We start from the raw sequence: 16,846 nt of genomic DNA, 5'->3' as shown, positions 1-16,846 counted from the left end.
TTGCCACAGATTAAAAGGATTAAATTGATTTTATACTAAATAATCTGTGCTAATCCTTTTAATCTGTGGCAAAAAACTAATTCGTGGAAATTAGTGTAATTCGTGGCAAAACCATTTTTTTATTTTACAAAGAAATTAATGGTTCTGCTCATTGAATCTCCATCCGCATCTTTTACAGTAACGATGAAAGAAGCGAAACCTTTATCTGAAGCCGTAAACTGAATTTCTTTTCCTTTTAAACTTACTTTTCCATTTTTTACATCGGAGAAAGTATAAACCGGTTTATTTTCATAACCTTTGAAATAATCTGCAACAGTTAAAGTCTTTTTCTCCCCAGAATTCAAAAAATAATGAGGCTGCGCCAGCCAGTCTAAATAATTATCCAACTGCGTAAATCCGTCTTTATCTGTATCTTGATTTGCATCTGAAAAATCTCCTGTTTTTGAATTTTCGTTTAAACCAAAAGCCTTTTCCCACCAATTTGGTAATCCATCATGATCTGTATCCCAATCTGCAGGACGAGTTTCTGAAGCAAAATTTGGCCATCCGCCTGCATCTTGTTCGTTATCAATCATACCTCCTAAACCGCTTTTGCTTCCTTTGTAAGTGAAAGTTCCTTTTAAAGTTTCCTCTATAATTCTATTATCGTGTTTATCAAAAAACGGCTGATTGGCACCAACATCTGAAAGCACATTTTTATACGCCGCTTTTGCTGATTGCGTTTCTACGTAAGAAGGAAAAAACGGTTTATCTACGAAAGTTTCATATTCTACTTTCTCGTTATGACTTATAGTAGATTTTCTGCCTTTATCCTGAGATTTCTCATCAAAGTAACCCGGCATAATATTTCCGTTAAAATAATAACGTTGCATTCCTTTTCCAACACCTTCATGCTGTGCATTTAATGCCACAAATATGGTAGTTGAAGCGCCCGGTTTGTAAAAATTGTTTACAAAATTCACTTCGTTTGCTCCTCCGTCAGTTGTTCTTCCTCCCCAGTTGTAAACCACATTGTTTGTGATATCCAATCTTCCTGTGTAATAACCGTCACCGTTTAAACCACCGCCAATACTCCAGTTACGACCTTGATTATGCGCTAGTAAATTATGATGAAAACTACCGATATCACCGCCAATTGTTGCTGCAAAACCGTGCATTTTTCCAGCAGGATATTTATCATGTCCCGCCACATTTAAAGCTTCAGAAATTAAAGTTCTTTGCAGCGAAATATGATGCGCGCCACGTGAACTAAACGATTCATCGATTGTCCAACTAATTGAGCAATGATCAATTATACTATAATCTGCACCTGTTAATCCCATTCCGTCAAAAGTAGTTCCGCCGCCAATTCTCACTTTTAAGAATCGAATTACACCATCATTTCCTGTCAATCCAATTGGTGCTCTACTGATTGTGATTCCTTCACCCGGAGCCGTTTGTCCAGCAATAGTAATATAAGGTTGATTTGCCACTAATCTCGAAGCCAATTTTATATTTCCCGAAACATTGAAAACGATCGTTCTTGGACCAATTTCCTGATTGATAGCATCGCGTAAACTTCCCGGACCATCGTCATTTAAATTCGTTACTTCAATTACTTTTCCGCCACGACCTCCTACGGCGTAACGTCCGTAACCTTCTGCTCCTTTAAATGCTAATTGTGCAGGTTTAAAAGACCAAACATTTCCTAAAGTTACTTCACCATTATTATCCACTTCATCGACTCTCCAATAATAAGTTGTTCCTGAATATAAATCAGAAACTGTAAAAGATTTCTCCGTCAGTTTTCCTTTAAATTCTTTTGAAGATTCAGTTGCATTTTCTACCGCATTTTTATCTTCACCAAAATATATTTTATGCGATGCCACATTTTTTACAGCATCCCATTTTAGAGTTAAAGTTTTACCCACTTCAACATGTTCGTCTCTGTTTTTAGGTTCCGGAGTTCTTGCCTGATTCATCAAATTGGGTGTATCAATTTCAAAACCGTTAATTACAATTTGCTTAACAACATCTGGATTAGATGTCGGATCAATTTCAAAACGGACGATTACATCCTTACCTTTCTCAGCATTAAAAGTAATATACGCCATCGAAGCATCAATTTTAGCATTGGCTCTCTGACTCGCATTTACTGTTTCCTGAAGTTTTCCGTTTACGAAGATTTTGATTGGAGAAAAAGTTTTTCCTGTAATGACATCAAAAGCGTTATGAAAAGTCAAAAGTGTATGTTTTCCTGCTTTCAGTCCACTGATTTTCAATTCCAAATTCTCGGCCGTAACCAAACCATCACTTCCTAATCTATTATAAAACGGAGCACTCATTCCGACTTTGTACCACTTTGAAGTAAAGTTACCCTTTAACTTAAATGATACATTATTAAATGATTTCTCGGCTTCTTTTCCTTCGTTAATTACCCACGAATCATAACTCGGATCATGAACTTCTTCCAGTCTTCTTTGAAAAAAATCAAAGTCAACTTTTACAATTTGCTTATCAGTATTTTGAACTGATTGTGCTTGTCCATTTGTGGTCAAAAATAGGGACAAAACTGCAGCACTTATTAATTTCTTTATCATTTTAATTAGCAATAGTTAGTTTAATTTCGTTTTCTCTGCTTCAGATTTTCCTAACAGATTTATAATGTCTTTTTTTCTTTCTTCTGGAATTACTTTTAAAACCTTCAATTCTCCATTCAGGAGTTCGGCTTCAATCGTAGTATTTTGTTTAGCATGTAATTTAAAATGAACATTCCACTCTTTCGGCCACGCTGGAAAAAGATAAATTTTTCCGTCTGCTTCCTGCAAAAGCATTTCCTGCATTCCAATCATTCCCGAACCGCCCCAATTATGATCTGGAACCCAATCAAAACCTGGTCCCCAAAATGCTGGAAAACGTCTTTCTGAATTCGCCATTTTCAACGTATTGTATTTTGCCGCTTCTTCAGTTAATCCCAAACGAGCCGAGAAAATATTGTCTTGTTTCCAACCGATGTGACTTCTAAATTTTAAAGCATCAGAATCATATTTCCATGTATTTAAAGCTGTTTCTAAATCTGGTTTTCCAACACCGTAAATTCCCCACGGATAAACAGGATACAGTTGCGGAACTTCAGAATTATTAACTCTTTCCCAAGTTTTAGCAGGAAGCAATACTTTATGATTTTCGATCTGCCCAAAATTCAAAGGCGGAATTCTCGTTTGAAATGCTTTTAAATATTCAACGTCTTCTTTAGATAATTCATTTGCAGAAAGGTTTAAAAGACTTTCTGTAATAACTTGTAAAGCCGAAATCGTGCTATTCGAATTATTCGTCATTTTATAAGTTTCAGCTGCTGAACCCGGAAAAAGAATTAATTTTCCGTTTCCATCCAAGGCTTTTCTTCCTCGTTGTTTCGCTAAATATTGATAATGTTCATCAAAAAATCGAAGACAGCTTATAATAAATTGATTATATTTTTGAATATCTTCTCCAGCATATTCTTTCTGCTGCAACATCATTTGGCAAAATTCCAAAACCGTATCCCATTCGTATTCTAGCCACGCATTATATTCCATTCCAGGATCGTAATCTGCGGGACGTTTCCATTCGTATTCAGCTGGATTTGGCAAGCCGAAATTTTCTAATTGTTCTGTGAAAGATGCTCCGTTATGTTTCCAGTACACTTTACTTCGCAATTCAGCATTTTTCTGTAAATTCAAATAATAATCCAATTGCGATTTCATCATATCAAAATCACCACTTTTTACCATTGGAAAATAAACTAATCGCTGGTTTTGAGCTGTCATGGTTCCTCCGCCCCAATTTCTAAAATCAGGAGTAAAATCTAGATCTTTATTCGTGTAAACGGGATCAACTGTAAAAAGCCCTCCGTTGAATTTCGTTGGATATTTTCCGTACGCATTGCATCCCAACATGTATCGGAACAACTGATAATTCTGCCCGATTTGATAAACCGAATCTTTAGCAGTCGATTGATTTTTTTGAGTGAAAATAAAACTGCGATTCCAGAAATTATTCCACCATTTTATCGTGTTTTTTTCGGCTTGTTTTGCTGTGTTTTTATTTCCAGTAATAAAACTTTGCAAATCATTATTCCAAGTTGAAAAATCGGATTGGCTCGTGTTTAAATAAATTTCTAACGAATGCTTTTTTGAAGGTTTAATGCTCGTTAAATTAAAACCTTTGAAATCGGTATCTTGGTATTTTCCTAAATAAGTACCGTCTGGTTTTAGATTATTACCTTTCATGAATCCACCGAAAGTTAGATTGGCAATCGGATTCATCATTTCGTCTTTAACCGATTCCATTTTCTGCTGTTTTACAGCAACATCAAAAACGGTTTGTTCGCGGTTTCTATGATAGAATTTTAGCCCGTTATTTTCAAAAGCAATCGAATCTTTAAAATTGACAAGATCTCCTTGAGGCGCCCATTTATAAGAATTGGCATTGTTTTCTTTTCCTTTTGAAATACGATTCTGATGACGCCAGCTTTCATAAGAAGCAGTCATTTTCAACTGATTTTTACTTTCTAAATCAACATGAATAATCGGTTTAAAAACATCAACCCAAAGTTTGATTTTGGTATCGTTTTGTCCAACCGAAACATAACCATCTTTCAGTTTCAATTCCTGACGAAAACCAGCTGCCCCTTCAAACGGATTTGGACTTAATGTAATTTTTACTCGACCTAATTTCAGTAAAGTATTATGCTCATCAAAAGTCCCGCTTCGTGAAAAATAAAAATACAAATCGCCCTTTTCTACCCAAACATTCATACCAATATCACCGCCTCCCAAAGGCATAGATTCTGATGAATTATTGCTTTGCGTCGTCCATATTTGATTGTAATTATCAAGCACAGGGATTTGCGCTTTAAGGCAAAGCGTGGTGAAGAGAAGTATGTATTTTATGTATTTCAATTTATTCTTTGATTTTTAATTATCCTTTCTGTTGTCATTTCGACGAAGGAGAAATCTTCGTTGCATGATCGACAAAGATTGCGGAGCTACTTGCAAAGATTTCTCCTTCGTCGAAATGACAAACTAGACGTTAAACTCATTATTCAATCACATCTACAAGCTTTTGAAAACCTTGCAGGAACGAGCGTGTATTACCACTCATCCGTTCTAAACGAAGAAACCGGCAAACCTCCTGCGCTAAATAATTCCGCTTTTGCGAAATCTTTCCATAAATATCTTATAGCAACTGGTTTCTTTACTTTATCCGAAGTTAAAACCACCGATTTTCTTCTTACCACAGTTTTTGCTGGATAAAAAACTTTGTCTTCGCCCGCTATTTCAAAACCCGTCACTTCTTTATCATAAGACGTAATTCCATTGGTAACATCATCAAAAGAAACAGTTACAGCACCATCTTTTATCTCCATTGATTTGTATTTCGGACTTTCAAATTCGAAACCTTCAATTCCGTATGTTCTTGCTAAAGCTTGAAAAGCCAAACGGTTTCCTCCTTTTTCCTTATCCATAGAATGAATATTGTTTTCTTCTCCAATATCCATTAGAACTGCCATTGCTGAATTTGGAATTTCTTTTGAGGCCTTAAACTGCGCCTCTCTCAAATAAGCCGAATTGTATTTTTCCTGATAATCTTTTGGATGAAATGAAGCATAATTAAACGGCGCAATCTGTGCGAAATAAAAAGGAAAATCGCCTTGATTCCAAAGCGTTCTCCAACTACTTACCATTTTTTTCATCAAAGCGGTATACTCAGAAGCTCTTTCGTAATTTGATTCTCCCTGATACCAGATACAGCCTTTGATTCCGTAACCAATTACAGGCGAAAGCATTCCGTTGAATAAAGTCGTCGGCACACGGTTTGGATCTTTTGCCAATTCTTCTTTTGTCGTCGGAATTTTAGCGCTGGCAAAATCTTTCAGCATTTCCTTGTTCATCCATGCTTCCATGCTTGAACCTCCGTACGAAAAATGAATCAATCCAACCGGAACATTTAAAACTTCCTGTAAAAGCGATCCAAAATACCAAGCCGTTGCACTAAAATTAGAGGTTGATTTTGGAGAAGCTTCTTCCCATTTTCCGTCGAAATCTTGTAAAGGTTCTAAAACTGTTGCTCTTGGAATCGTAATTAAACGAATGTTTTTATTGGTTGATCTTACAATAATTTCATTTCCATTTTTAACAGGTTGCCCTTGAAATCCTTTTAATGGCATTTCCATATTTGACTGTCCGGAACATAACCAGACTTCTCCCAATAAAACATTTTTAATCGTTACTTTTTCGTTTCCTTCTGAAACTTCAATGGTGTATGGGCCACCAAAAGAAACCGTTTTTAATTCTGTTTTCCACTTTCCTGAAGCGTCTGTTTTTACTTTGTAGGTTTTAGAATCCCAAGAAGTTTTGATTACAACGTTAGCGTTCTTTTCTGCCCAACCCCAAATTGGTGCATTGGATTTTTGCTGTAACATCATATTGTCTGAAAACAACGCTGGTAATTTGATTTTGGCATTGATTTGCAGACTTGATAGAACTACTAAAAAAGCAATAATTGATTTTTTCATTTTTTATTTATTTTTCTGCCACAGATTAATAAGATTAGAAGGATTTTTTTTCGCCACGAATTCACGAATTTTACTTAATTCTTATTTAAAAAAAAATCGTGAATTGCTTCGCCCGTTCGCTATCGCTCGGGTCGTGGCAAATATTTAATCTGTGTTAATCATTTTAATCTGTGGCTAACTTTTATTTTTCTTTTACAATACTCACTGGTCCAAATAATCCCGCTTTCAACAACGGTTCGCCTTCCAAACGAAATGGCGCTGTTGTCCACGTTAATCTCTCTTCTTTTGGCAATTTTTGATCGCCTATTAATCTATTTGCCCACGTATTTGTAACTTTAATTTCTATTGAATTTTTTCCTTTTTGCAAAGCTTTTGAAATATCTGTTTTGAAAGGGGAAGTCCAAAGCGTTCCGCAATCTTTTCCGTTGATTTTGATTTCAGCGATATTTGAGATTTCTCCTAAATCCAGCCAGATTTTATTGGTTTCTTTTCCTTTCCAAACAAACTCTTTTTTATAGACTACAGTTCCAGAATAATACTTAATCTGATCATTTTCAGAAGCACTCCAATCAAAAAGTTTATTTGTTTTTACAACCTCTTTTGGACCTTTAAATTCAGGATCAAACTGCAATTCCCAATTTTCATCTAAAGTTTGAACTTTCTCCAATTCAGAAGATTTTCCTTTTGTTAAAATCTCTTTGGTTTCCTCTTTAAAAATCACAAAACCAGATTCGTTTTCATCTAAATTAATAGTCACAATTGTTCTTCCATTTTCTAATTTCCAATTGACTAAAGCCGAAGTTTGATCAGTTACAGGATTGTACCATTGCGGTAATTTACCTGAAATTCTGAAAGAGGCATCTAATGTTCTTTTTTCTGCTTTTTGATTGGAAATGAAATAAATATCTTCAGTATCCGATTTACGATGCGCCCAAGCCAATGTTTCTGAATCGGCTCGATTTAAATTTGGAAAATAAACATCTTGTGTTATTCCGATTGAAGCAAAATCATTTCCTAAATATGGTAATTTAACAACCGTTCCTTTTCCTATTTTCCATGTTGATGAATTGGCATTATTCCAAATTTCATCAATCAAATTTTTCCATTTCTTTTGATCTGCTTCTGATTGAATTCCCGGTTGAAGATTTGGTTTTTCATCCACAAAAATTGTCGCTCCTTCTTTTAGTAACTGCAGGATTTTTTCGGCGGAAGCCAAAGACAAAATTTTATTCGGTGCCATTTTATGACTTCCCGGAAATAGTAAAGCTCCATATTCAATTCCGCCATCAAATGTTACTTTACCATTCTGAACTTTCGCTCTGTTAATTAAAACATCTGTATTAAATGAATCATATTGATAACCATTTAACGCATTAATCCATTGCGATAAATCAGTGATATTTTTAGAATAGGTCACTTCTTTTGGCATTTTAGCCGTTGGCTGACCTTCATTTTCTAAACGGATTTTCTCGCTTTCCAATCTTTCTTTTCCGAAAACATTCGGAATCAAAGGCACCAAACGATCCGGCACAAAAGAACGAGAAGGAAAATCTTCACCAATAAAAACCGCCAAATCAATCACAGGTTTTCCTTTTTGCAACTGAAACTGCACTCTTTGACAATAATCAAACCAAGCTTTTCCGGGTTTCCACCAAGTTTGGTCTCTTTGGAAAAAAGTTCCGATATCGTCTAAAGTCATTCCTGGTTTTCTATCCGTCCACGGATTATGGACAAAAACGTGATAGAATAAACGGTTGATTCCTAAAGCATAATTACGGTCTGCTGTTGTTTTTAAATTTCCGGGATGTTCGTCCCAATCCATTCGTAGAGCGGTAAAAGATTCCGCCTGAATAATATCTTTTCCATAAATATGTCCACCCGAAATGGCATCAACCATATCAAAAGGTTTGTCGTGCGTTGGGCTTTTCAGCCAAAATTCTCCACCCGGATAATCAACATACTTATAATGTAACAAAGCATCACTCATCATTGTTGGCGCAACATTCTCTGAACTTAACTTAACGTTATATTCTTTTGCAATTTGAGCAACAGTTCCGTAGAAATTATCGGCTACTAAATCACCAATTGTTTTTCTAACATCGTATAAAACTTTCTCAGAGAAATCGGCACTTTCTATAGGAATTCCAGCCACAACTGGAAGATATTCTACAAGATCGTAGCCACGTCTCTTTTTAAATTCAGCTTGAAAAACCGAAGACCAATTTTGACTTCCACATTCCCAGCTGTCAAAATGAAGGATTTCCAAAACTTTTGAAGCCAGTTTAGGGCCAGCAGAGCGAACGGCTTCTCCAAACCAATGATCCAACTGAAAACGAATTAAATCTGGATTGAATTTATCTACTTCTAATCCTTTTCCTGCTCCGCCAGTTGCATTTTCATGTCCTGTCGAAGTATGTCCCATTCGGATAATTTTCCATTTTCCTTTAGGCGCTTTCCAATTTAGATTTCCATCAGCATCAACAAACTTCGAAATATTGATAATTTCTGATTTTTTAAATGCATCAGAATTTGGAATTTCTTTTTCTGTAGTTTGCGGAGTTAAACGCCAAATTGCTCCAGATTTTCCTTCGTAATTGTTTATTAGTGATTGATTTGAAAGTGTAATTTTACTTACTTTCAGGTTCTGTTTCCACTTCGCAAAATCCAAATCTTCAGCTCCTGGTTCTGTTCCTACTGGATCATACACAAATCTGAAATATTTTGCTGTAACTGGGGCAATGGAATGTGTATTTGGAAAATCCATATCCTGCCAGCCGTGACGCGGTGCGATCAGTCTTTCGTGGAATTTAAAATGAACTCCATCATCACTAACTTCCACAATTAAACGCTGTGCCTGATAATCTCTTCCTTTAGTTTCAATTACAATCGATTTGCAGGTAAAAGGCTGAGTAAATTCATACTGAATCCAACCTGCATCAGCAAACTTGAAGTTTTCATCTTTTTTAGGATCTGCCAAAAATGAAGCATCTGTATAGTTGGATGTAGTTACTTTTGGCACTTGCATCTGTGAAGTAATTTGGTATTCTTTAATCGGAATCGCAAAAGTGGCAATGTCTTTATAATAGTCTTTATAGTGTTCTGGAATTGGTAATTTCGAAATAACTTTTTTGCCTCCCAAAATTTCAGTTGTCGACCAGACTACTTTTTGCATTGACATTTCTGGAGTAATCCAAGGCCCGCCAGCAACTGCAAATCCGTCTGCTCCATGAAAGGCCAGTTTCAATCCTAAACGATCAGCTTCATTAAAAGCCCAATGAATCATATCCCAAAATTCAAGCGTCAACTGTAAAACTGGCGGATCTATCAATGGCGGATTTGCTGGCCCTTTAATAGTCATTAAATAAGCTCCTGCAATTCCGTTTTGTTTCATGGCTTCTAAATCGGCAGTGATTCCGGGTTTAGAATACGCCGATTTCATCCAATACCAATACACCCAAGTCCTTGAGGATTCTAATGTTGGCTGAATATTGGTTTCTTTTTTATGGACTTCCTGTGCAGAGACGATGCTTGCAAAGAGAAGAAAAAAGATAATAGTCGAAAGTTGGAAAGTCCAAAGTCGAAAGTCTTTTTTGAAAAGAAAAATGTGGTTACGGTTAGACATTATTGTTATTATTTTCTGTTCGTAAACCCGACAGGTTTTTGAAACCTGTCGGGTTTGTATTGTCGTTTTTTTTGTCATTTCGACGTAAGGAGACCCGAGCGATAGCAAATCACATTAGAAACTCTGCAAAGTATTTCTCCAATCTTTGTCGATATACGCGTGTGATTTCTCGTTCCTCGAAATGACAAACTGTGCCTTAAACTTTTAGTTCTTAATTTTAAAATTATCAATTATCAATTAATATTTAAACTTCTTCAAACTACTTTCCAATTCATTTTTTGAACCATTAAAAGGCATCAAGTAAAAACTATACTGATAATCTCCTGATTTAATCTGATACTGCTCTAAAGGCTGTGCAACCAATGTCCAGCTGTCATTTCCTCCTACTCCCATTTGGATTAAATCGATATTTACAGTCAAGAATCCCGGATCTTTCAAATCGTATGTATGACCAGATGAACTCAAGTTTTCTTGTGTATACGGCCATGCGCTCATGCTTAGAACTTTGGTATCATTTACAACTAGAAAACCATTACTTTTCAGCGGAGTACTTAATGCCATCCATCTTACATCACATCGGTTTCCGTTTTCCTGAGGTTTTGGATAATGTTCGATAAAATCATTTATTGGAAGTGAATATTTCCCAACAAACGAACCGAAACTTCTGTCGCTGTAATTTTCTAATTCTCCTTTTCCGTACCATGAAATTTGGTCGAATTTTCTTTGAACTCCCATCTGCATTCCAATTTTTGGAATGTTTGGCAATTTGTCCGAAGCTTTCAAACTGTAATCTACTTTTATCACTCCGTCTGGGCTTATATTGTAAACAACATTTACGCTCGCACTGTCTTTTATAATTTCGTAATCGCTTATTACTTTAATTTCAGAAGCCGATTTGTCGATTTTTACATTAACCAATTTTGGCTTTGCTTTGTACCATTGTTTCAACAATTTTTGCGATTTCCATCCGCGTTTGTCGTTGTCAGTAAGTGGTCTTACGAAGTTTGGTAAAAGCGGTGCAAAAACTTGTTCTTCTCCGTTAAAAATATACGAACTCAAAGCGCCATTTGTTTTTCCAATCGTAATATCAAATGTTTTTCCTTTGATTTTGAAATCTGAATCAGATTCTGAAACGTTTAAAGTTTCTTTTTTAGATTCTGGAGAAACGGCTTCTTTCTTTTTCAATATGAATTGATCTTCCGCGACAGCGTAACCTTTCGACGCCCAAAGTTCATCTTTTGAAAGCTGAAATTCAATATTTAAAAGATATTCAGCATCGTTTTTCATTTTTGGAAGATAAGAACTTACATCTATTGTTGTCGATTGTCCTGCTTCTACTTTTAATGGTTTTAAAATCTGAGTTTTGATTACGTTTCCATTTTCTAACACTTTTAAAACCGGAACATAATCTTCTAAAGATTTAACCGCCTGACGATTTTTAATTTCTAATTGATTTCCGTTTAAAGTTGAAATCGCAGGCTGATACACCCATTTATTCTCAAAAATCGAACCTTTTGGTTTTCCGTTAGAATCTACAATTCCTTTTGTATTGAAGTTTCCATCATGGTATTTTTCTCCAAAATCTCCTCCGTGAGCAAAATAATTCTGTCCTGATCTGGAATCAAATTTCACTAATCCCTGATCTTTAAATTCCCAGATACACCCGCCAATAACTCTTGGAAGTGAACGGAATTCATCCCATAATTCCTTTAAATTTCCAACTGAATTCCCCATAGCATGAGAATATTCAACGAAAATAATCGGACGTGTGTCTTTCTTTTGATCGACTAAAAATTTCGGAGTAAAAACGCCTGGATAAAAACGGCTTACCATATCGACATACGAATCATCCTGCGGATTTTCGAATCGGTACGCGTGATCGATTGTTTTTGGATATCCTGGATCAAGCGGATCAATATAACCGTCTAATTTTGCATTCCCTTGTGCAGGTTCGTAATGTACGGGACGCGTAATATCAAAATCGTGAACCCAACCCGACATTGCAGCATGATTTGGGCCTTTTCCACCTTCATTACCCAAACTCCACATTACAACTGATGGATGGTTTTTATCTCTTTCAACCATTCTGATCATTCGTTCCATATAAGCATTTGTCCAAAGCGGATCGTTGCTTAATTTACCGCCAATTCCGTGTGTTTCCTGATTGGCTTCGTCCATTACCATGATTCCGTATTGATCGCATAATTCGTAGAAATAAGGATCGTTTGGATAATGGCTCGTACGTATAAAGTTGAAATTAAACTTTTTAATCGTCGTAATATCTTGTTTGATGTCTTCTCTTGTGACCGCTTTTCCTCTTGTCGGATGATGATCGTGACGGTTTACACCATACACATAAGTCTCTTTTCCGTTGATGAGCATTTTTCCGTTTTCTTTCGAGAATTCAATCGAACGGAAACCCACTTTACAGCTTTTGGCTTCTGTAACATTTCCGTTTTTGTCTTTTATCGAAATAACCATCGTATACAAATTCGGTTCTTCTGAACTCCATTTTTTAGGATTTTTAATGTTTTCTTGGAAGAATCCAAAACGAACATTATCCAAACGAGGATAACTTTCGTTGATTAAATCGATTACAGGTCTTTGAAGCGGTTCTTTGAACATTGCCGTATTATTAGCATCGTACAACTGAACATTCATTGTATAATCTTTGATTTTTGCTCCAGTAAGGTTTTCTACTTTCGGACGCAGTTTAAAAATCGCATCTGTATATTGTTTGTCTAATTTAGTTTGAACAAAGAAATCCTGAATACGTAATTTTGGTTCTGCCATAATGAAAACTTCACGCTGGATTCCGCTCATACGCCAGTGATCCTGATCTTCTAAATAAGAACCATCTGTCCAACGAATTACACGAACTGAAACTACATTTTCTCCCGCTTTTAAATAAGGTGTAACATCAAATTCTGACGGCAAGAAACTGTCTTCTCCATATCCTAAAAATTCTCCGTTTAGCCATACTTCAAAGCCTGAACTTACGGCTCCGAAATGTAAAGTCACGGTCATATCTTTCCAGTTTTCTGGAACGGTAAAACTTCTTTGGTAAGAACCAACTCCATTATAATCTTTAGGAATATAAGGCGGATTTATAGGTCTAAACGGATAAACGGCACTTTTGTAAATTGGATTATCGTATCCTTTCATTTCCCAATTTGAAGGCACTTCGATTTTATCCCAGCCTGAAACGGTGTTTTTATAGAAATCTTTTGAAGCTAAATTTAAGTTTACTGCATATTTAAAGTTCCAATCGCCATTCAGCATTTGGATTCGGCTTTTGGTTCTGTCGCCTTTTAAAGCGTCTTCTACACTTGCGTATGAATAGGCTGTTGCTCTTGAAGGCTGTCTGTTGATACTTGTAACTGTTGGATCTTCCCAAGGTGCAAATTCGTATTTTTTATGCAATTCCGGAACTCCCGCTGGTTCTCCTGTAACGGATTGTCCTTGCGTGCAAATTGTGAACAGTAAAATGTAAAATGTGAATACTGATTTTAGCATCGAAAATCGAAACCTTGAAAAGTTATTATTTTGAATTGGTTGAAACATTCTTTTATTTTTATTTTTTTTTGTCATTTCGAGGAACGAGAAATCGCACTAGAAATTCCGCAATTATAATCGACAATCTTTATGGTTACGAGTGTGATTTCTCGTTCCTCGAAATGACAAACTGTATCTTAATACTTTGTACTTAATTCTTCTTCTTTTTCTCCGGCGGTGCCACAAAATTCAATTTGCTTTTTCCTAAATCTTTAGACGTTGCAATGGCAATTCCTCTTTGTTCTGCTTTGTTAACAGCACAGTAAAAATGATAGACAACGCCATCATGTTTTACCACAAATGATTTATGCGCAAACATATTATCGTAAGGTTCAGAAGATTTAACTAAATCGTCTCCTTTCCAGTCCGTCCAGTTCACTAAATCATTCGAAACTGCAAAACGGTTAAATGCACCTTGATTCCAACCCGTCCAGAAAGCTCCAAAATAGAACATAACCCAAGTATCATTAATACGCTGAATATAAGCATCTCCCGAAATTCCTTTGTGATGATTAATTAAAGGTTTATCGCCATAACGTTTCCATGTTTTCATGTCGTTTGAAACCGCCATTGCAATACGCTCAGCACCTTTTGCAGGATTTATACTGTCTCCGCGAGCATTGTAATACATGATAAAATTGTATCCTGTAACTTTATCTTTATCACGGATCACGCTGTTTTTGTACATTGTACTATTATCCCACCACTTAGCGTCTTTGTCTTTTGGGGTTAAAACCGGATTTTCTAATCTTTGAAATTCGTGTGGTTTTGTAGGCGCTTCTTTGGTATATGCCATTCCGATTGATAAAACACCTGCTTCGTAACCTTTGCTGTCTCCGCCAAAATAACTCATCCAGTATTTGTCATCGTATTTTTCCCATTCGTAGCTTCCGCCCCAAGTCAGATCCTGCAACGAAATATATCCTGCTTTTTGGTTGACATCCCAATGTTTTTCGTTTTCTGAGAAAGACATTACTTTTCCTAGATGTTTCCAGTCTAAAAGATTGTCGCTTTCAGCTAGCCAGGTTTCATAACCTCTTCCGTCGTAAATTAAATACGTCATATACCATTTCCCGTCTTTTCTAAATACACTTGGGCAATCCATTTTGTATGAGTTGTCGGTAGGAACCATTACCAAACCGTATTTGTAAGGCGTTTTGATTTCTTCGTAAATCTCCTGCATTACACTGTCAGTAATTTCTCTTTTCTTGTATTTGGTTGCACAACTGGTTATCGCAAGTGCAGAAATGGTTAGGATTAGGTATTTAATTTTCATTTTTATGTTTTTTTGCCACGAAGTCGCTAAGGCACTAATTTTTTATTTTTTGTTTCACGCAGATTTTGCAGATTTTAGCTGATGGGCGCAGATAAAAATCAATTAATAATCTGCTTAAATCTGCAAAATCTGCGTGAAATTATTTCTTTAACTCTTTTAATTTAGATTCCATCACGTCTTTGTTTAATTTTACTTTTACCATTCCTGTTGGATGAAATCTTCTTTTCAAATCGATGGCGTTATATACTATGGTATAAACGTCATTTCCTTCTGGGATTAAACATAATGGCGTTCTCATAATATCCCACCATTTATCTACTTTGATTTCTATTGGTAAATAATGTGCTTCTGCCCAATTAACGCCGTCTGCCGATAACGAATACGCAATCATATTTGGTAAATGATGTCCCCAGCCGTCTGGACCTCCGTCGAAAATTGCAATGTACAGACCGTTTGGCAACTGACTTACAATTGGATTTTCTACGAATAACGGATGCATGGTTTTTATTGGTTCCAAACCTTTATTCATTCTCAACCAAGGACCTTCTAAACTTTTGGATTCAGCTAAAGCTACAAACCAGCCTTTTCCTGATTTCTTCGGATAATCTGCCCACGAATTAAATGGATATGCGCCACTATAGAATCCGAAATATTTGTCGCCAACTTGATATGGAAAAAAAGAGGCAACTCCTTGACGTCCTTCCCAAGGTTGAGAATCCAATCCCGGTTCCATAATAATTCCCATATCTTTATACGGCCCGCCAATTCCGTTGATTCCGTCTACAGTCGATTCACAACGCCAAATTCTTCCAAAAGAGTGATTTGGTTCTATTGTTTTACTTACGGTATAAGCTAAATAATAGCCGTACCATTTGTTTGCTTTTTCATTGAAAACTGGCATGTATGACCAAATTGCACCACGACGATCGTTCATTGGGTTGTCATCTTCGGTAACGGCGTAAGTTCCGCTTGCCTGATAGATTGTAGATTCTCTTTTCCAGTGAATGGCATCTTTACTTGTCCAATGCCCGATTTTGGTTTTTACGCGATCGTAATAATAATCAACGCCTTTTTCTCCTGCTCTTTCGGTTGGAAACATATGATAAGTGTCTCCGACTTTTACCACACGCCCGCCTTCAAAACCTCCCTGAATTCCTTCTGTTCCAGACATTCCTTCATCAATAACGGGCTTGTTTTCTCCGCCGATAACTTCGAAAAGTGGTTTTTCATCTGAAAATCCTTCAACGATAAAAGTTGGATTCCAAAGTTTACCATCTGGTAATTTAACATCTCTTGCATTCAATTGCTGGTCGCTTTTCAAAACTCCCAAAACAGCAAATAATCCTTTTTGATTTGGTAAAATAGTGTGAATTCCTTTTCCGTAAGGTATTGCATAAACACTTACTGGCGGTAAACCTGTAATCGTAACTCCGTTTTCTAGAATCTCATTATTATTTCCAATTTGATTGGATTGAAGATACTCAGCATTTTTATCCTGAAAAACACCAATCAAAACCGTAACAGGTTCTTTAAATTTTAATTGTAATGGAGCATTAGTTCCGTTTTTATATTTATCTAAAGGAAGTTCAATACCTGTTAAACCCTGTAATTCTGGAGCTAAACGAACAATATTGTGCTTGCTTCCTGAAAATACATGTGCGTATTGCGTGGTTTTGAAAGTTTTGTAATTTGATTTTACAATTTCAAATGATGCTGGTTTCCATGCGGTTGTTTGTGCTGTGGCTTGGATGCAGACAGTTAACAACATTAACAATGCTGTTTTTAATTTGAAGTTGTGTATTTTATTTTTTGAAAACATAGGTTTTTTATTTTTTTATTGGCTTTTATTCTTTCT

7 protein-coding genes are annotated in these 16,846 nt (G+C 36.1%); all 7 read right to left on the bottom strand.

Annotation, left to right across the window (positions count from 1 at the left end; all coding sequences use genetic code 11):
- Positions 1–119 precede the first annotated feature (119 nt).
- Positions 120–2,579, bottom strand: coding sequence for a T9SS C-terminal target domain-containing protein (locus ACHRV0_RS16195; RefSeq protein WP_395441598.1), 2,460 nt, complete (start codon positions 2,577–2,579; stop codon positions 120–122).
- A 15-nt stretch (positions 2,580–2,594) separates the two neighbouring features.
- Positions 2,595–4,922: a DUF5703 domain-containing protein gene (locus tag ACHRV0_RS16190; RefSeq protein ID WP_395441597.1), complete on the bottom strand. Its 2,328-nt coding sequence runs from the start codon at positions 4,920–4,922 to the stop codon at positions 2,595–2,597.
- Positions 4,923–5,113: 191 nt separating this feature from the next.
- A complete protein-coding gene (locus ACHRV0_RS16185; RefSeq protein WP_395441596.1) occupies positions 5,114–6,538 on the bottom strand; it encodes a sialate O-acetylesterase in 1,425 nt (474 codons plus the stop codon).
- A 181-nt stretch (positions 6,539–6,719) separates the two neighbouring features.
- Positions 6,720–10,160, bottom strand: coding sequence for a glycosyl hydrolase (locus ACHRV0_RS16180; protein ID WP_395441595.1), 3,441 nt, complete (start codon positions 10,158–10,160; stop codon positions 6,720–6,722).
- A gap of 237 nt (positions 10,161–10,397) precedes the next feature.
- The gene (locus tag ACHRV0_RS16175; RefSeq protein WP_395441594.1) at positions 10,398–13,724 is read right to left on the bottom strand and encodes a glycoside hydrolase family 2 TIM barrel-domain containing protein; all 3,327 of its coding nucleotides are present in this window, start codon (positions 13,722–13,724) and stop codon (positions 10,398–10,400) included.
- Between the two features lie 142 nt (positions 13,725–13,866).
- Positions 13,867–14,991: a glycosylase gene (locus ACHRV0_RS16170; protein ID WP_395441593.1), complete on the bottom strand. Its 1,125-nt coding sequence runs from the start codon at positions 14,989–14,991 to the stop codon at positions 13,867–13,869.
- A 139-nt stretch (positions 14,992–15,130) separates the two neighbouring features.
- Positions 15,131–16,810, bottom strand: a complete 1,680-nt coding sequence (locus ACHRV0_RS16165) for a hypothetical protein (RefSeq protein WP_395441592.1) — start codon at positions 16,808–16,810, stop codon at positions 15,131–15,133.
- Between the last annotated feature and the right edge of the window lie 36 nt (positions 16,811–16,846).

This window comes from Flavobacterium sp. FlaQc-30 (assembly GCF_044005885.1).
Taxonomy (GTDB): domain Bacteria; phylum Bacteroidota; class Bacteroidia; order Flavobacteriales; family Flavobacteriaceae; genus Flavobacterium.
Note: the sequence above shows the minus strand (reverse complement) of the source record. Positions and strands in the feature narration are given on the sequence as shown.